We start from the raw sequence: 17,474 nt of genomic DNA, 5'->3' as shown, positions 1-17,474 counted from the left end.
ATTCTTTTGCAACTTTGAAAAAATGGTCTATTTGCGAAGTCTCAGGTCTGGGCAATACCGGCTTGATGTAATTGCAATGGCAATGTCACTGCCTTGTTATTTGAAATGAATACTTTTGCTTGCAGCGTCATATATCGCGCTGCAACCACAAGGATTCAAAGACCCATGCCCAGTCTTTCACGCAGGAAGCTATTGCAAGCGGCCGCTATCGGTTCATTTTTTTCATCCTTGCCCCTGGCTATTCGCCAAGCCCTGGCCATACCGGCGAATAACCGTACGGGGACGATCAAGGATGTCGAACACGTAGTGATCCTGATGCAGGAAAATCGCTCTTTCGATCATTACTTCGGTACTTTTCCCGGGGTACGGGGCTTCAGCGACCGCTTTACCATTCCACTGCCCGGTCAGCGCACGGTCTGGGAGCAACAGGGTAAGGGCCGGCTGGTGATGCCCTATCACCTGGACAGCAGCAAAGGCAACGCCCAGCGCGTCAGTGGCACGCCTCATTCATGGGTGGATGCCCATTCGGCCTGGGACAACGGCCGCATGAGTGCCTGGCCGACCCACAAGACAGCGACGTCCATGGGTTATTACCGTGAGCAGGAGCTGCCATTCCAGTTCGCCCTGGCCAACACCTTCACCCTGTGCGACGCCTATCACTGTTCGGTACACGCCGGGACCAACCCCAACCGGTTGTTTCTCTGGACCGGCAGCAACGGCCCGAGCGCGGCAAAGGTCGCCGCGGTGGTCAACGAATGGGATGGCCCGGGTGCGGTAAACGTCGGCTACAGCTGGAAGACCTATCCCGAACGCCTGGAAGAGCAGGGTGTCAGTTGGAAGGTTTACCAGCACCTGCCGGACAATTTCGGCGACAACCCCCTGGCCGGCTTTCGTCAGTACCGCGCCGCCAGCGTACAGGTGGGCAATCCGGCCCAACCGCCCAAGGACTTCAATGCCTTTGTGCCTTACAGCGATGCCTTGAACGCCGTCGCTGCGCTGTACAAGGGCAATGGCAATACCTTGCCGGCCAGCAGCGGCAGCAATCTGGAGGCGATCATTGGTGGATTTCGCAATGACGTGCAGGCCGGCAAGTTGCCCCAGGTCAGCTGGATTGTGGCGCCGGCCGCCTATTCCGAGCATCCCGGCCCATCGAGTCCGGTCCAGGGCGGCTGGTTCACCCAGGAGATTCTCCTGGCGTTGACTGGCAATCCCGAGGTCTGGAGCAAGACCGTGCTGTTACTGACCTACGATGAAAACGATGGCTTCTTCGATCATATGCCGTCGCCGTCGGCACCTTCCCAGCGTCAGGATGGCAGCTTTGCCGGCAAGTCCACGCTGGGTTTCGACAGCGAACTGTTCAAGCATCCGGCGCCACCCGGTTCGACCCAGCAACCGCTGCCCGATGGCGGCGTGTATGGCCCCGGGCCGCGGGTACCGATGCTGGTGCTGTCTCCCTGGAGCCGGGGAGGCTGGGTCAATTCCCAGGTGTTCGATCACACCTCGGTGCTGCAATTTCTCGAAAAACGCTTTGGCGTGCGCGAGCCCAACATCAGTGCATGGCGGCGGGCGGTATGTGGCGACCTGACGTCGGCGTTGAATTTCGTCGACCCCAACCATGAGCCATTACCGGCGCTGCAGACCACCACCCGGCAGGCCGCCGACGGTTTGCGCCAGCGCCAGGAGAAGCTGCTCCAGGTGCCGCTACCCTTGGCCAGCCAGCAGTTGCCACCGCACCAGCCGCGGCTGGCCCGACCTTCACGGGCACTGCCTTATCGTCTGCATGTCGATAGCCAGGTGGACCCCAAGGCCAAGACCCTGTCCCTGAGCCTGCAGAACACTGGCGAGCAGGGCGCGGTGTTGCATGTCTACGACGGCCTGCACCTGAGCGATATCCCGCGGCGCTACACGGTGGAGGCCGGCAAGGCGCTGCAGGACAGCTGGCCCGTGGTGGAGCGCTACCAGCTGTGGGTATTGGGACCTAATGGCTTCCACCGCAGCTTCAGCGGCCAGCTGCAACAGCTCCAGCCTGAGCTGTTGGTGACGTCCAGCAATAACCAACTGCAATTCACCCTGAGCAATCCGGGTGTGCATGGGGTATCGGTCACTATCGATCGCTGCCCTTATACCCAACAGGGGCCATGGACCCTGGTCGTGCCTGGGGGAGCAGAGGTGCGCCAGGTTTTCGCCTGTGAGTCCAGCGGTGGCTGGTATGACTTGACCCTGCGCAGTGACGCAGGCTGGTTGCGCAGGGTAGCCGGACGACTGGAAACCGGGGCACACAGTATCAGTGACCCGCTGATGGGGCGGCCCTGAGAGGGCATCGATGAAGCACAAGGGACACTAGTTGGAAATAGCGAGGAGGTGCAGCTTCTGCACTAGCGAAAACAACCACTACGCTACAGATAAAAGTTGCTGCGAGGGAAAAATAGATAGCGTGCTTAGTTGTTTTGCCTAAATAGCGGATCACCTGTTCGGGTGATCCGCTAACAGCATCACTTACTTGGGCATGGCCCAGGACTGCAAGATATAACCTTCCTGGCTCAGTTCAGCGCGGGCTTGTTTGAGCAGGTCTTCCAGTTGGGCTGGATCGGAGTAGGCACTGCTGGGAATCTGGGTGTGACCGATACGGGTACTGGTACGGTCGATGACGCTCAGGCTGAGCTCGCCGTTCCCGTCCTGTGGGGCCCAGGCCACGCATTGAAAAGGCTTGAATGCGCGGTCGGCGATCAAAAGTGCTTCGTTTCTACGGAGCGGGGCGTTCATGGGGTCTTCTCTCTATGTGCCCAATCAGATGATGTGCCGTCGGTTGGGCTTACCGTTCGGCTGGTCACTTGTACTGATGCACTGAGGTAGTGATCGGGTCACACTGAAAAACAAGTTTTTACAACTTTCGTACGTGGGCCCTGTGACAACACCATTAGTTACGGGGTTCTTAAAAAATGACTGCGACAATCAGTCGCTCGGGACGAAGTTCTGGTAGCGCCTTAGTTCCTTTGGTAAGCAGCGCTATAAGCAATTGATACATTCAAGCGTCAAGTTCTTGCTAACGTTACAGCCAGGTTTGCCAAACCACTGTTTCTAATAACTTTTCCCTCTTTTGGCGCCAAGGACCAGTCATGCTCGAAGCTCCCGTGCAGCGCCGCTTGCTGGTGGTCGACCCCTGTGATGACTGCCATCGTCTTCTGCCCGGGCTGCGTGCTATCGGCTGGGATGTGGACAGCTGTGACCTGGAGTCTGCCCGCGAGCGCTCCTGCGATGTCGGCTTGCTGCGCCTGCAACCCTTTCACCTGGAGCGTCCGGAAGCGGTCAAGGACCTGATCAGCCACAGCGGCACCGAGTGGATCGCGGTGCTGAGTCCGGAGGTCCTGCGCCTGCAAAAGGTCGGTGACTTTGTCTGCGAATGGTTTTTCGACTTCCATACCCTGCCGTTCGACGTCTCCCGGGTCCAGGTGACCCTGGGACGGGCCTTCGGCATGGCCCGCCTCAGGGGCCAGGGCGCGGTCCATGTGGACCAGCCCGAGCACGAGTTGTTGGGGAGCAGCCGGCCCATCCGCGACCTGCGCAAGCTGCTGAGCAAGCTGGCGCCCACCGAGTCGCCGGTATTGATCCGCGGCGAGAGCGGCACCGGCAAGGAGCTGGTGGCGCGTACCCTGCATCGCCAGTCCCAGCGTCACGACAAGCCATTTGTGGCGATCAACTGCGGGGCGATTCCCGAACACCTGATCCAGTCCGAACTCTTCGGCCATGAAAAGGGGGCTTTTACCGGGGCGCACCAACGCAAGGTAGGGCGCATCGAGGCGGCTCATGGCGGCACCTTGTTCCTCGATGAGATCGGCGATCTGCCGCTGGAGCTGCAAGCCAATCTGCTGCGCTTCCTGCAGGAAAAGCACATCGAGCGTGTAGGCGGCAGCCAGCCGATACCGGTGGATGTCAGGGTCCTGGCTGCGACCCACGTGGACCTTGAGGCGGCCATCACCAGCGGTCGTTTTCGTGAGGACCTGTATTACCGGTTGAACGTGCTGCAGGTGATTACCGCGCCACTGCGTGAGCGTCATGGCGATTTGGGGATGCTGGCCAGCCACTTTGCCCACTTCTACAGCCAGGAAACCGGACGCCGGCCACGCAGTTTCAGTGAGGACGCCCTGGTGGCCATGGGCAAGCACGACTGGCCGGGCAATGTCCGCGAACTGGCCAACCGGGTGCGCCGGGGACTGGTACTGGCCGAAGGCAGACAGATTCAGGCCAGTGATCTGGGCTTGCAAGGCCTGCAAGCCCAGGAACTGCCCATGGGCACCTTGGAGGACTACAAGCACCGCGCCGAGCGTCAGGCCCTGTGCGACGTGCTCAACCGGCACAGTGACAACCTCAGCGTTGCCGCCCGGGTACTGGGCATCTCGCGTCCGACTTTTTACCGTTTGCTGCACAAACACCAGATCCGCTAGGGCGGCAAAAACGCCAGGGCCCGCTGCGATTGGGGAATCGCTGCGGGCCTTGGCGTTTCTGCCGGTGGATCAGAAGTAGTAAGGGAATTTCAGGCTGAAGGTGAAGGCCGGGGCGTCCTCGGTCATGCCGATGGACAGGTTGGGCACAATGGTCAGGTTGTCGGTAGCCGCAATGGTCATGCCGACGTTGAAGTAACCGGCGTTGGCGTCGCTGGAAACCACCGATTGCCAATCGCCGCCATCCTGCTTGAGTTTGCTCTTGCGCTGTATCAGGTCGGACACCGAGAAGGACATGCTCATCTTCTCGTTGAGGGCGAACGCCACACCGGCGCCGATCTGGAAGCTGTCGCCCAGGCGAACTTTGCCAGGGGTCTTGCTGCCAACCGTGGAACTGATGTCGTCAAACGACTCTTCCAGGTTGTGGGTGTAGGCCAGGGTGCCGAACAGCACCGCCGGATCGAAAGTCTTGACCAGGGAGATCCCGGGGGTGATCGACCAGACACCGTTACCGGTCGGCAGGCTTTCAGGCACGTACAGGTTGTTGTTGCCCGCGGATTGCACCAGCTTGATCCCGAACGGTTCCTTGCCGGTGGGGGCCTTGACTCGCAAGGTGGCCACGGCGTCGGGCCAGAACTCCGATTCGTCGAGGAATTTGTAAGCCACGCCGAAGTTCACGTCCCCCAATGTCGGGTCACGGGTCACCGATTCTTCGGTGGTCTGGGTGCCGGCACCGCCGCCGCCACCGGACTGGAAGGTGGACTCGCGATACAGCACGGGGGCGTTGATGTCGAATTGCCAGCGGTTGTTGAGGTTGTAGCGAGCGGTCAGGTCCAGGGTCCAGGTATCGGATTTGATCCGGTCCAGGTTGATGTTGCCGAGAAAGATCGAGTCCAGCGCAAGGAAGCCGTTGACCGTGAGTTGCCGAGCGTCGTAGCGGGCGTAGGTCAAGCCGGTCTCGACGCTGAACTTGCCGCCACCGAAGAAGCCACTGGCCTCGTCGTACAGGTTGCTGACGCTTTGGGCCGGAGCCGAATCATCCTTGAGCGACTGACCGTAGGAAGCGCCCCCGGCTGCTCCTCCGGACGCCGCTGCGGCGCCAGTGCCGGCAACCTGTTGATTGCCTCTGAGATCGGCTGGCGATTTGGCCAGGCGCTTGGGCGGTGGTGCCGCGGGTTGATCTTCTACCTGCCGGACTCGCTGCTCCAGTACCGCCAGGGCCTTCTGCTGCACTTCGTAACGTTGCTTGAGCTCCAGAAGTTCGCGTTTCAGGGTCTCTACATCGGCATCCGGCGCGGCTTGAACCAGCGCCGCTGGAAATAGAGTGCTTAAACAGATGACAGCGCGCAGTGAAACCGATCGATACATGAAATAAACCGTCCCTTTTGAACCCCAATGGTCGAGAATCAGCGTAGTTCAAGATCAGAATTTGCGTAGAGCGTCGAGCGTTGTCAGGTTGCAGTCCAAAACACCGTTGCTCGGCCCGTTGTTTCTGAGCACCACATTGAGTTGAGTCAGGTTGTTGACCAGGTTGCTGTTACCCATCAACTGGGTGTTCTGCAACAGATTGCCCTGGGCCACTTGCTGCAGGGCGCTGCCCTGATTGCCGTTGGCCTGTATCGCCATCTGGATACCGCCATTGAGGGCCGATACCGCCACGCTACCGGCGGCGTTGCTGCCGGTGATGGTCTGGCCGCTCATCAAGGCCTGGCCGGCGCCAGCGGCCAAGGCGGGCGCCTGGTTGGCCTCTGTGACATTGATGCTGATGTTGTTGTAGGCAGTATTGCCATCCCCGGCGGCTCTCACGCTCTGTGTCACGCCCTGGCCACTGGCCAGGCCTGCACCACCGATCACATTGCCGGTGCCTGGGGGCGGCGTGGTGCCGTCACCGGTCTGGGTGATGGTGGAGACGTAGAATTCCGGTTTGATGGTGGCTTGCTGGATCTGCAGCGAGGTGGTCGCACCGATCAGGTCACCGCTGGCGTTGCGCCAGGTACTGCTCATGACGATGCCGAAGCTGATAATCCGCCCCGGCATCACGTAACGGCCCCGTAACTGCGATAATTCCTGATCCTGGATAAGTTCGGGCTTGAAACCAGCATGGGCTGGAAGAGCTGCTGCCAGGCAAGCGGCGGCCAGCCAGTATGAAGTCTTCATCTGCTTGCTGCTCCCGGAGCGTCCTGCTCCTTTATGATTGTTCGGGCTCCTAGAAGAAGTCGCTCTGAATGAAACCGAAGTCCATCAGGTCCGAGTCTTTGACCGGGTAGAATCCATCGAGCTTGTTTTTCGCGGTCAGCGGGGCAGGCGGGTCGAGCAAGGCGTTGGTCTTGTCGTAGCCGGGACCGATGATGGCGAACACGATTCCATTCCAGCCTTTGACGAAATCTTCATGGGTGTAACGCTTGTGACCCAACACCGGATCACCGATGTAGACCCAGCCTTTCTGGGCGCGCTGCATCACCACGAAGTGCTTGTAGCCGCGAATGTCCATCAGTACCACCACCGGAATGGTCACCGCTTCGAGCTTGTCGGGCGGAATCCGGTAGCCTCGGGCGCGCATGCCGATGCTTTCCACGTAGCGCTTCATATCGAGCATGGAGAAGCCCTGGGTGCGGACCAGATTCTGATCCGAATTGACCAGCATGCCCTTGATGACGTGCTCCTCATCGACATCAAGCCAGTAGGCCTGGCGCAGAACGGTCGCCAGCGCGGCGGCGCCGCAACTGAAGTCGGTCTTCTGCTCGACGATGTCGCTGAACTTGCGTTCACGCACGCTCTGCACCTGTTTGAAGATCAGGTTGCCACCGGGCAGGCCGGCGACGGCCATCTGTGCAGCCTCAACGGGAACACAGAGACACAGCAGGAGGGAGAGGATCGCAGTACGCATGATCGTTACGCCTGAGTCGGACTGTGGAAAAGCCCCGTTTCCGGGGCTTTCGTTACGATCGCGATTACATGCAGGCTTTGCAGCCAGCGGCGATGGACAGCGAGTTGCTTTGTTGGTTGCCCACACCGGCCGAGACGTTGGCGCCACCGTTGCCGGAGAAGCCGTTCATCGAGTTGGTCATGCTGGCGTTGTTGACCACTGGGTTTTTCCAGCCGTCTTTGGTCAGCACTTGCTGGGTCCAGTAGCCAGCCAGTTCGATGGTGCCTTGTTCCTTGAAGGTGAATTTTTGATCGTCGTTGTCGTGGCCACCACCGCGGTTGTTGTTGCCATAGCCGCCGCCGTGATGATCGTCGCCTTCGATCTTGCCGCTGCCGGTGCCTTTATAGGTGCCGTAGGCCACGAAGCCGCCCGAGAGGGTGTCTTTTTTGTAGGCCTGGACGCCTTTGTTCTCTACGACCAGATTGGTCGAAGATTGGTTGGCCGCCGCTGCTGCGGTTGCCACGCGGCCGCCGGACACGGCGATGGCCAGGTTGTTTTTCTGTTGGTTGAAGTTGCCGGCGGTGACGTTGATGCCGATGTTGCCGGAACCGTTGTTGCCGGAGTTGTTCAACACAGCGTTGTTCTGTGTCGAAGAGTTTTTCACATGGTTGTTGCTATTGATCTGGGTGGCGCTGGAAGCCGCCACGGCGCTGCCGAAGATGAAGCTTTCGTCAGCGGTTGCCAGAGCAGCGGCGTTGTCTTGTTGGTTGCCGTCGCCGGCGGCGACGTTGGCGCCCATGTTGCCGTTGGAGTTGTTGAGGGAGTTGTCCATCTTGGCGTTGTTGTTGGTGCCCTGGTTTTTCACCACGTTGGAGGTGCTGGTCTGCACGTCGATCACTGCAGCACCGGCCCCGGCGGTGATTTGCAGCAGAGTGCCGAGGTCTGGACCTCTATCATGATCGTCATGGCCATTGCCATGACCGCCGTTGTGACCGTTGTTATTTCCACCTGCCTGGGCGGCCATTGCCATGACTGCGGCCAGTGCGAAAACCAGTGGTTTGAGAGCCATTGTAGGTTTCATGGTGTTTCTCCGGTGCTTATTAGTTGGTTAAGTGTTGGTACTTTCTAATTGCACTACGAGGGGTCAATCTGCGACCCGTATGCTCAGGGTGTTAGCCATTCGGTTCCCCACCCCGGCACTCTGGTTCACCTGAATCACTCCACGGCTGCCGGTGAAGGCCTGGTCGCTGGTAACGACCTGGCGGCTGCCTTGTTGAGCGCCAGTTGCTCCCGAGTTTGGTAACAGCGCCACGTTCTGTTGGGACAGGGCGCTGTCGTCAATGCTTTGCGGATTGGCGCTGATGCTGATCCGCAGGGCATTGGCCATCTGGTTGTTGGCCCCGGCCGACTGGTTCACGCCCAGTGCGCCGCTGCCGTTGCTGAAAGAGTTGCCGCCGATGGTGCTGCTGGTATTGACCGAGCGGTCGGCTGGCGTGGTGATGCGTTGGTTGACGCTGGTGGTGGCCGTGGCGTTGGTGCCGATGGCAATGGCCCGCACGTTGGTCTGTTGTTGCTGGTCGCCGGCGGCCTGGTTGACGTTGAAGTTGCCTGTGTAGCCGGTGCCGGAGTTCTGGATGCTGGAGGTGGCGGCGGCTTGATTGGCGGAGTCGGCCATGGCCCCGGAGCAGGCGAGCAAGGCAAGGAACAGGACTGAGTGATTCATCTTATTGGCCCCCGATATTTTTCAAGGGAGCCATGCCGGTGTTGATGCTCCGATTGATCGAGCCGGAAATACTGGCCCCGGCACCGCCACCATGACCCACTGCCATGCCTGGCAGGCCATGGCCATTGCTGTTGCTCAGGACATTCATCCCCGGTACACCGCTGTTGCCGGACAGCACGGTGCCGCGGATCAGCGCGCCAGTCCTGATGCCGGCAAAATCGCCATCGGTCATTTCATTGCCGGTCATCTGATTGACCAACGCCGAAGGGTTGGTATTGACCGAAATCGGATTGGGGTCTTTCTGCAGAGGCGCACGGCCAATGGGCTGTGCCTGTAAGGTGCGCTGGATGATGATCTCGCCATTGCCCGCCGCCAGAACCGGAAGACTGGACACCGCGCTGACGGCACAACCGATCAGCAGTAGGCGGGTGAAACTTTTGTTCAGAGTCCCCACGGCGGTATTCCTTCTTCTCAGTGCTGGCCCTAGTCAGCGTTGAGAGGGAGAGAGCAGAAGCCGTGCCGCTTTTGATTTCTTGCGAAGAATCAATGGGTTGGGAAAATGCTGGGGGGAAAGGGCGCAGCAGGTGTTTCAGGATTGAGACAGGCGCCACCGACGGCCATTGGCCATAAGCGGGACAATGCTCTGGAACAAGGGTTGCTGCGGGGGTGTATCAGTGGCGCAACAGTTTCGCCGACAGTGGGCGCCGCCCCCGAAAATGGCGGCCTGATCGCCAGGGGAGTGTTTCAGGAATGGACACTCTGCGGGGTGGCGCGCACCTGCGGCGGGATCAGTCCAGCAGCAGTTGCCGAACCAGGGCGAAGGCTTGCTGCCGGCGCTCCTGCCAATCGCCGCGAATGACCCGATAAGGCTGCGCGTGCAGGTCCAGCCACTGCTGCGTGGCGTCGAAGAAAGCCTGACGCTGCGCCAGTTGCGGCTGGCAGCGCTGACCGTCGTCGCTCCAGGCCACATCCTCCGGGGACAGCAGCAGGTGCAGGTGGTAATGCCGGGCCAGCAACTGGGTTTCCAGCCACGGCGGGCAGTCGCCGAACAGGGTCCGGCTCCACAGCAGGTTGCTCAGCAGGTGGGTGTCGAGAATCAGCAGGGCGGGTTGCCGGGCCCGGGCCTGGTCTTCCCAGGCCAACTGGCCACGGGCGATCTCGGGGATGTCCGCCAGGCAGGTATCGCGGCACTCCTGCTCGATGAAGTGGCGCACGTACTCACCCACCTGGATGCCGCCGAAGTGCGCTTGCAGCTCGGCCGCCAGCCAGCTTTTGCCACTGGACTCGGGGCCGGTCAGCACCAGTACCTTCACGGCTGCAACGCCGGGTCGGCGCGCCAGGTGCGCCAGCCCTGGACCGCCAGCAGGGTGAACAGGGCGTAGAGGGCCGCGGTCAGGTACAGCTCCTTGTAGATGAACAGACCCACGAAGATCACATCCACGGCGATCCACAGCGGCCAGCATTGCACGCGCTTCTGCGCCATCCACCATTGGGCTACCAGGCTGAAGGCGGTCAGGGCGGCGTCGAGCCAGGGTTGCGCGGCATCGGTCCAGTGGGCCATGGCCGCTCCCAGCATCAGGCTGCCCAGTGCGCCGAGGGCCAGGCCCTGGAGCAAGCCGCCGGGCTGCAACTGGCTGACCGGGCGCCCCTGATGCTGGTCGCCGCCACGGGTCCACTGCCACCAGCCATAGAGCTGCAGCACGGCGTAGACCACCTGCAACAGCATGTCGGAATAGAGCTTGACCTCGTAGAAAATCCAGCTGTAGAGCAACACCATGACCAGGCCGATGGGCCAGCACCAGGGATTCTGTTTAACCGTCAGCCAGACGGCGATGACGCCTAGCGCAGCGGCAAACAGTTCAAGCCCGGACATGGCGGTTCCTTGGGGAAGTGGAGGAGGGGGCGGATTGTACCCAGTCTGGGCCTTGGGCGTCAGCCCGGGGCCCAGACCCTGAAGTGACTCAGACGCGGAACTGACGCAGCAGGCCATTGAGCTGTTCCGACAGCTCCTTGAGGTGGCGGCTGGCGGCGCTGGAGTGCTGGGCCGCCAGAGCGGTGCCCTGGGACAGGCCTGCCGCCTGGCCGACGTTGTGGTTGATGTCTTCCACCACATGGGCCTGTTGCAGGGTGGCGCTGGCAATCGAGGCGTTCAGGCCGTTGAGGGTCCGCAGCGCCTGGCCGATGGCATTGAGGCTGGTACCGGCCAGGCCCGCCTGCTCGATGGTCAACTGCGACGCGCGGCTGCTGTCGCCAATCACCTTGACCGCCGCTTCCGAGTGATTCTGCAAGCGCTCGATCATGCCCTGGATTTCTGCGGTCGATTGCTGGGTGCGCTGGGCCAGCAGGCGCACCTCGTCGGCCACCACGGCAAAACCCCGACCCTGTTCCCCGGCCCGGGCCGCCTCGATGGCGGCGTTCAGGGCCAGCAGGTTGGTCTGTTCGGCAATGGAGCGGATCACTTCCAGTACGGTGCCGATCTGGGTGCTTTCTGCCGCCAGGGTGCGAATCACTTCCACCGCCTGATCGATGGCGCTCGACAGCTGATCGATCTGCTGCAGGCTGCCGTCGATATTGACCTGGCCTTGCTGGGCCTGGGCTTCGGCCTCGCGCACTTCACTGGCGGCGTGCTCGGCATTCTTCGCAACATCCTGAACGCCACTGGTGACCTGACTGATGGCTGCGGCCACCTGTTCCATCTGCTGGGACTGTTGCTGGCTGCGCTCCTGGGCCTCGGCGGCATTGCTGCCCAGCTCGCTGGAGGACTGTTCCAGGGCCGCGGCGCTGGTCTGCAACTGCGTCACGACCCCACGCAATTTGGCGGTGAAACCGTTGAAGTGTCGGGCCAGCTCGGTGACTTCATCCTGGCCATGGGTATCCAGGCTGCGGGTCAGGTCGCTTTCGCCGCTGGCGATATTGGCCATGGCGTGAACGGTCTCGCGCAGCGGGCTGACGATGCTGCGCACGATCAGCACCACCAGGCCCGCCATCAGCAGGGCAATCACCAGGCCGACAGAGGAGGCCCGCAGTACCTGGGCATAGAACTCCTGTTGCAGGTCATCGATGTAGATCCCGGAGCCGATGATCCAGCCCCAGGGCTGGAACAGCTGGATATAGGAGGTCTTCTGCACCGGCTGCTCGGCCCCGGGCTTGGGCCAGCGGTAGTCCACCATGCCGGCGCCCTTGGACTTGGCCAGGGCCACCATTTCGTTGAACACTTCGAAGCCGTCCGGGTCCTTGACTGCCGCCAGGTTCTGTCCGTCGAGCTTGGGGTTGGCCGGGTGCATGATCATGACCGGCGTCAGATCGTTGATCCAGAAGTAGTCGTTCTGGTTGTAGCGCAGCCCGCGAATCACCTGCAGCGCCTGTTTCTGCGCCTGTTCGCGGCTCATGCTGCCGGCGGCTTCCAGGCCCTGGTAGTAAGTGAGCACGCCGGCGGCGGTCTGCACCACGTGCTGGGTCTTCTGCGCCTTGGCCTGGTACAGGTCGCCATGAATCTGCTTGAGCATCATCACGCCCAGGGTCACCAGGGTCAGCACCGCCACGATCAGGATCAGCCACAAACGCTGACTGATGGATATCTTGCGTAAGCTATTCATCATCCGGTCACTCCAGATTCTTGTTCTTGTCATAAAAGGCCGTGAGCATCCAAGCACGCCTGCCTTCGAGCGCCAACCCTACGGAAGTCCAATAACACCACAGGCGCATTTTGCGCCTGTCTGTTAGGATTTCGGCGCCTTCACGCAAAACCTGAACCTTTCTGAATTTTTCACAGAATTTTCATAGGTTTGTGTTGATCTTATGGGCGCCGAAAACTCGGCTACGCTCGTCGCAGCAATGGCTTTGAATACTTAAAAAAGAGGCATGCCTGGAGCATCGCCTTATGGGGGATTGATGGATTTTTGGACCGCCGCGCAGGCATTGATACTTGGGATTGTCGAAGGCCTGACCGAGTTTTTACCCATCAGCAGTACCGGGCACCAGATCATCGTCGCCGACTTGCTCGACTTCGGGGGCGAGCGGGCGATGGCCTTCAACATCATCATTCAACTGGGGGCGATTCTTGCGGTTGTCTGGGAATTTCGGCGCAAGATCTTCGATGTGGTGCTGGGCTTGCCCACCCAACCCAAGGCCCAGCGCTTCACCGTCAACCTGCTGATCGCTTTCCTGCCAGCGGTGGTGCTGGGGGTGATCTTCGCCGACCTGATTCACGCTTACCTGTTCAACCCCATCACCGTGGCTTCGGCCCTGGTGGTTGGCGGCATCATCATGTTGTGGGCCGAGCGCCGGCAGCATCAGGTACATGCCGAGACGGTGGACGACATTACCTGGAAGGACGCGCTCAAGGTCGGTTGCGCCCAATGCCTGGCAATGATCCCGGGGACCTCGCGTTCCGGCTCGACCATCATTGGCGGGCTGCTGTTCGGCCTGTCGCGCAAGACCGCCACCGAGTTCTCGTTCTTCCTGGCGATGCCCACCATGGTGGGGGCCGCGGTGTACTCCGGCTACAAGTACCGCGACCTGTTCCAGCCGGATGATTTTCCGGTGTTCGCCATCGGCTTCGTCACGGCCTTCATCTTTGCCATGATCGCGGTCAAGGGCCTGCTGAAGTTCATTGCCAGCCACAGCTATGCGGCGTTTGCCTGGTATCGCATTGCCTTCGGCCTGCTGATCCTGGCGACCTGGCAGTTCGGTTGGGTCGACTGGACGGCAGTTAAGCCGTGACGACGGGCCGCAGCGAACCGCGCGCCGGCAGTGGCGCGCACATCCACAACCTGAAGCTCAAGTTGCTGGTAGGGGGCCTGCTGTGCGCACTGCCGTTGTTCGGCTCGTTATCCCTGTGGTGGCGAGCAATCTCGATCATCCCCCTGGTCGCCTATGGCGCCGTCAGCCTGTTGACCTTCCTGCTGTACTGGCACGACAAGCGCCGGGCCAGGGCCCAGGGGCAGCGCACGCCGGAGAAGGTCCTGCACGCTCTGGAGCTGGCCGGTGGCTGGCCCGGTGCCTTGCTGGCTCAGCAACTGTTGCGGCACAAGACCCGCAAGGTGTCCTATCAGACGCTGTTCTGGCTGATCGTGGCCTTGCATCAGGTCTATTGGATTGATCGGTTGTTCCTGGAAAGCGGTCTGCTGAGCCTGTTCTAGAGCAGCAGGCCGACCTGGGTGCGCTTGGGCAGCTTGCTCACCACCAATTGATGGGACGCTTGCAGCAGGGCCTTGAGTTCATCGGCCCCCAACGGGTAGGGGCTGTGCATGATGATCCAGTGAGCCCGGGCCAGGTAGGGCGCCGGGGCAATGCCCGGACGGTCGACATGGCCAAGAAACAGTTCCCGGTCGACCTTGAAGGCCAGGGACTCGCCCCGCAGGTTCTGCAACGCAAACATCTTGTTGCCGGCAATCGAGAACACCCGCACGCCGCCCCATTTGTAGTCTTCCCGCGCGCCTGGCAGGCCCAGGCAGAATTGCGCCACTTGCTCTTCATTCAGGGTTGCAGCTTTCACAGGGCACGTTCTCCACAACGTTCGAAGGATTCACTCAGGTGTTCGATCCAGGCCCGCACGGCCGGCAGCACACCCCGGCGGTGAGGATACACCGCTTGCAGCCAGCCGCCTGGCAGTGACCACTGGGGGAGCAGTTGCACCAGCTGACCGCTGGCCAGTTCGGCCTCGCAGTACAGCATCGGCAGCACGGTGCAGCCCAGGCCGGCGAGGGCGCAGGCGCGACGGACGATGAAGTCATCGATGCCCAGGCGCGCTTCCAGGGCCAGGTCGCAGGCGTTGCCCTGTTGATCCAGCAGCCGCAGGTGTACCAGCCGGTCGGCCTCCAGGGCGCCGAGTATGGGCAGGTGCCTCAGGTCTTGCGGGTGGGTCACCGGGTTGTCCCGCAGGAAGGCCGGGGAGGCGACCATCGCCGTCTGCGCCGGGCGCAGGCGCCGGGTGACCAACAAAGGGTCTTCGTCGCCTTGCTCGCGTACTCGCAGGGCCACATCTATGCCTTCGGTCACCAGGTCGACACGGCGGTTGAGCAACAGCATCTCCAGCTGCACCTGCGGGTATTTCTCCAGAAAGCTGCTCACCAGTGGCGTCAGCAATTCATGGGCCAGGCCCACCGGGCTCGACACCCGCAGGCGTCCCCGGGGCTCGCTGGCCATGCTGGCCACGGCTTCGTCGGCCATCTCCGCTTCCAGCAACATGGCCTGGCAATGGCGCAGGTAGCGCTCGCCCACGGCGGTGAGCTTGAGCTGCCGGGTCGTGCGCTGCAGCAGCCGGGCCTTGAGGCGCTCCTCCAGTTCGGCGATGCGCCGCGACAGACGCGACTTGGGAATGCCCAATTGGCGCCCGGCGGCGGCGAAGCCACCGGCTTCCACCACTTTGGCGAAGTAATAGAGATCGTTGAGGTCTTGCATGGGGAAAGGTTCGATTGTCCTATTGGTAGGACGAACTATCGCATTTATGCCGACTAATCAGCTATTGAATTCATCTGTAGGATTGCCAGCATCCGATCGCCCAGCGGCGGTCCTCACTTGGAGATCCCACATGAAACTCTTGCATATCGATTCCAGCATCCTGGGTGACAACTCGGCGTCCCGCCAACTGAGCCACGCCGTGGTCCAGGCCTGGAAAACCGCCCAGCCTGACCTGGCAGTGACCTATCGCGACCTGGCCGGCGATGCCATCAGCCACTTCTCCGCTGCGACCCTGGTGGCCGCCGGCACCGCCGCCGAGCTGCGTGATGCGGCGCAAAAGCACGAAGCCGAACTCAGCGCCCAGGCCCTGGCCGAATTCCAGGCCGCCGACGCGTTGGTGATCGCGGCGCCCATGTACAACTTCACCATCCCGACCCAGCTCAAGGCCTGGATCGACCGCATCGCCGTGGCCGGCCAGACCTTCCGCTACACCGAAGCCGGCCCGCAAGGCCTGTGCGGCGGCAAGAAGGTCTTGGTGGTCTCCACCTCCGGCGGCTTGCACGTCGGCCAGGCCACTGGCGCGGCTCATGAGGACTACCTCAAGGTGCTGTTCGGCTTCCTCGGTATCACCGATATCGAATTCGTTCGCGCTCACGGCCTGGGGTACGGTGAAGACGTGCGCAACAAAGCCATGAGCGACGCCCAGGCGCAGATCAGCGAGCAGCTTTTCGCCGCGGCGTAAGGCTTGTGTAAAGACGCTTTCCGGCACGGCAAGCGCCACTAGACTCCGTATTCTGATGACTGCTTGAAGTGATCAGAATGCGGAGTTTTTTTGTGGGCGTTTCCAGTGTTGCTGGCCCAGGTTATGCAGGTTTTTCGAGGCCGGGAGTCGTGCTCCCTGGCGGTGCATTCGCATTCATGGGCCAATCTGGCTTCAAGGCCTTGGCAGCAAGGGATGGCAGGGGTAACGGGCTTTCTCGATCCGGCGGCAAAGGTGGGCGTGTGATGAAGCGTGTTTGTGCAGTGTTACTGATGTACCTGCTCGGCAGCCCGATTTCAGTGCAGGCCGCTCCCGCGCCCCACCCGCACTGGAGCGTCGGCTTCCATGAAATGAGTTTTCTCGATCCCCTGGACCGGCAGCCGATGCGCGCCATTGCCTTTTACCCGTCCACCGGCATCGAGCACCCCAGTTTGGTCGAGGGGTATCAGATCGCCGCATCCCGGGATGCCAAGGTCGCCATCGGCCGCTTTCCGATGCTGATGCTGTCCCACGGCAATACCGGTACACCCCTGGCCCTGCACGACCTGGCGACGTCCCTGGCACGCAAGGGTTTTGTCGTGGTGGCGGTGATTCATCCCGGTGACAACTCCAAGGACCACAGCCGCCTGGGCACCTTGAGCAACCTCTACGGACGGCCGATCCAGATTTCCGAAGCCATAACCGCCACCCTTGGCGACCCCATGCTGTCGCCCTTCGTCAATGCCGATCAGGTCGGGGTCATCGGTTATTCCGCCGGCGGCGAGACCGCCTTGATCCTGTCCGGCGCCACGCCTGACCTGGACCGCCTGCGGCGTTACTGCCAGGAACGTCCCGATGATCGCGATGCCTGCAATACCCAGGGCGAACTGATTGTCGACCGCGAGGATCTGCAGCCAGTGGCCGACCCGCGGGTGCATGCACTGATGCTGATGGCGCCCCTGAGCCTGAAATTCGGTCGCCAGACCCTGGCCGGGGTGCATGTGCCCGTGCTGCTCTACAGCGGCGATGGTGACCAACTGGTGGCCCTGGACAAGAATGCCGCGGCCCTGGCGCGCAAGCTGCCCGTGGCTCCGGACTTCAAGCTGCTGGCCGGTGCCGGGCACTTCGTGTTCATGGCGCCGTGCAGCGCCGAGCAGTTGGCGGCCATGCCGGCCCTGTGCACCGATGCCGACGGCGTCGACCGCGAAGATATCCATCGCAACCTGATTGCCGAGGCCGGCAGGTTCTTCACCCATACCCTGGGCCGGCCGAGCCGGGCAGGGATGCAGACCGCCGACCAGTAAC

The 17,474-nt window shown here is 61.5% G+C and carries 18 protein-coding genes and 1 pseudogene; 6 read left to right on the top strand and 13 right to left on the bottom strand.

The genetic code is table 11. From position 1 onward, the window contains the following. Positions 1-165: 165 nt before the first annotated feature. The gene (locus DWF74_RS01270; protein WP_115580098.1) at positions 166-2,313 is read left to right on the top strand and encodes a phosphocholine-specific phospholipase C; all 2,148 of its coding nucleotides are present in this window, start codon (positions 166-168) and stop codon (positions 2,311-2,313) included. 183 nt (positions 2,314-2,496) lie between these two features. On the opposite strand, the gene DWF74_RS01265 is transcribed toward DWF74_RS01270, so the two are convergent. Beyond that, the gene (locus tag DWF74_RS01265) at positions 2,497-2,763 is read right to left on the bottom strand and encodes a hypothetical protein (protein ID WP_102863502.1); all 267 of its coding nucleotides are present in this window, start codon (positions 2,761-2,763) and stop codon (positions 2,497-2,499) included. Between the two features lie 353 nt (positions 2,764-3,116). On the opposite strand from DWF74_RS01265, the gene DWF74_RS01260 reads away from it, so the two are divergent. Beyond that, on the top strand, positions 3,117-4,442 hold the full coding sequence (locus DWF74_RS01260) for a sigma-54 dependent transcriptional regulator (RefSeq protein ID WP_102863503.1): 1,326 nt from the start codon (positions 3,117-3,119) through the stop codon (positions 4,440-4,442). Between the two features lie 69 nt (positions 4,443-4,511). On the opposite strand, the gene DWF74_RS01255 is transcribed toward DWF74_RS01260, so the two are convergent. From DWF74_RS01255 to DWF74_RS30880, 10 genes and pseudogenes are all read right to left on the bottom strand, one after another. Further along, positions 4,512-5,807, bottom strand: a complete 1,296-nt coding sequence (locus DWF74_RS01255) for a hypothetical protein (protein ID WP_102863504.1) — start codon at positions 5,805-5,807, stop codon at positions 4,512-4,514. 54 nt (positions 5,808-5,861) lie between these two features. Further along, positions 5,862-6,596, bottom strand: coding sequence for a hypothetical protein (locus DWF74_RS01250; protein ID WP_115580097.1), 735 nt, complete (start codon positions 6,594-6,596; stop codon positions 5,862-5,864). A gap of 49 nt (positions 6,597-6,645) precedes the next feature. After that, the gene (locus tag DWF74_RS01245) at positions 6,646-7,326 is read right to left on the bottom strand and encodes a C39 family peptidase (RefSeq protein WP_102863506.1); all 681 of its coding nucleotides are present in this window, start codon (positions 7,324-7,326) and stop codon (positions 6,646-6,648) included. Between the two features lie 64 nt (positions 7,327-7,390). Beyond that, positions 7,391-8,386, bottom strand: coding sequence for a heme utilization protein (locus tag DWF74_RS01240; RefSeq protein ID WP_115580096.1), 996 nt, complete (start codon positions 8,384-8,386; stop codon positions 7,391-7,393). Between the two features lie 63 nt (positions 8,387-8,449). Continuing rightward, positions 8,450-9,028, bottom strand: a complete 579-nt coding sequence (locus DWF74_RS01235) for an adhesin (RefSeq protein ID WP_102863508.1) — start codon at positions 9,026-9,028, stop codon at positions 8,450-8,452. A gap of 1 nt (position 9,029) precedes the next feature. Beyond that, positions 9,030-9,482, bottom strand: a complete 453-nt coding sequence (locus DWF74_RS01230; protein ID WP_115580095.1) for a hypothetical protein — start codon at positions 9,480-9,482, stop codon at positions 9,030-9,032. A gap of 334 nt (positions 9,483-9,816) precedes the next feature. Next, on the bottom strand, positions 9,817-10,341 hold the full coding sequence (locus tag DWF74_RS01225; protein ID WP_102863510.1) for an AAA family ATPase: 525 nt from the start codon (positions 10,339-10,341) through the stop codon (positions 9,817-9,819). Continuing rightward, complete coding sequence (gene pnuC, locus DWF74_RS01220) at positions 10,338-10,901, bottom strand: nicotinamide riboside transporter PnuC (protein WP_115580094.1); 564 nt, start codon at positions 10,899-10,901, stop codon at positions 10,338-10,340. The genes DWF74_RS01225 and pnuC overlap by 4 nt, the downstream gene beginning before the upstream one ends. 88 nt (positions 10,902-10,989) lie before the next feature. Continuing rightward, the gene (locus DWF74_RS30885; RefSeq protein ID WP_430757481.1) at positions 10,990-11,724 is read right to left on the bottom strand and encodes a methyl-accepting chemotaxis protein; all 735 of its coding nucleotides are present in this window, start codon (positions 11,722-11,724) and stop codon (positions 10,990-10,992) included. A 123-nt stretch (positions 11,725-11,847) separates the two neighbouring features. Then, positions 11,848-12,534: pseudogene (locus DWF74_RS30880) on the bottom strand (cache domain-containing protein); the annotation flags it as partial. A 385-nt stretch (positions 12,535-12,919) separates the two neighbouring features. On the opposite strand from DWF74_RS30880, the gene DWF74_RS01210 reads away from it, so the two are divergent. Further along, positions 12,920-13,750, top strand: a complete 831-nt coding sequence (locus DWF74_RS01210; RefSeq protein WP_115580093.1) for an undecaprenyl-diphosphate phosphatase — start codon at positions 12,920-12,922, stop codon at positions 13,748-13,750. Beyond that, positions 13,747-14,169 carry a DUF1294 domain-containing protein gene (locus tag DWF74_RS01205; protein WP_115580092.1) on the top strand — a complete coding sequence of 141 codons (423 nt, stop codon included), beginning with the start codon at positions 13,747-13,749 and terminating at the stop codon, positions 14,167-14,169. The genes DWF74_RS01210 and DWF74_RS01205 overlap by 4 nt, the downstream gene beginning before the upstream one ends. On the opposite strand, the gene DWF74_RS01200 is transcribed toward DWF74_RS01205, so the two are convergent. Then, complete coding sequence (locus DWF74_RS01200) at positions 14,166-14,510, bottom strand: MmcQ/YjbR family DNA-binding protein (protein ID WP_181433961.1); 345 nt, start codon at positions 14,508-14,510, stop codon at positions 14,166-14,168. The genes DWF74_RS01205 and DWF74_RS01200 overlap by 4 nt on opposite strands. A gap of 11 nt (positions 14,511-14,521) precedes the next feature. Next, positions 14,522-15,430, bottom strand: coding sequence for a LysR substrate-binding domain-containing protein (locus DWF74_RS01195; protein WP_102863515.1), 909 nt, complete (start codon positions 15,428-15,430; stop codon positions 14,522-14,524). 130 nt (positions 15,431-15,560) lie between these two features. Between DWF74_RS01195 and DWF74_RS01190 the strand changes: the two genes are divergently transcribed. After that, positions 15,561-16,172, top strand: a complete 612-nt coding sequence (locus DWF74_RS01190) for an FMN-dependent NADH-azoreductase (protein WP_102863516.1) — start codon at positions 15,561-15,563, stop codon at positions 16,170-16,172. 263 nt (positions 16,173-16,435) lie between these two features. Continuing rightward, positions 16,436-17,473 (top strand): alpha/beta hydrolase family protein, encoded by a 1,038-nt coding sequence (locus DWF74_RS01185; protein ID WP_102863517.1) that lies wholly within the window; start codon positions 16,436-16,438, stop codon positions 17,471-17,473. Position 17,474 lies beyond the last annotated feature (1 nt).

Origin of the sequence: Pseudomonas protegens, from assembly GCF_003363755.1 — a bacterium.
In the GTDB taxonomy this organism is placed as follows: Bacteria; Pseudomonadota; Gammaproteobacteria; order Pseudomonadales; family Pseudomonadaceae; genus Aquipseudomonas; species Aquipseudomonas danubii.
The sequence above is the reverse complement of the archived record's forward strand: the minus strand, read 5'-3'. Positions and strand labels throughout refer to the sequence as shown.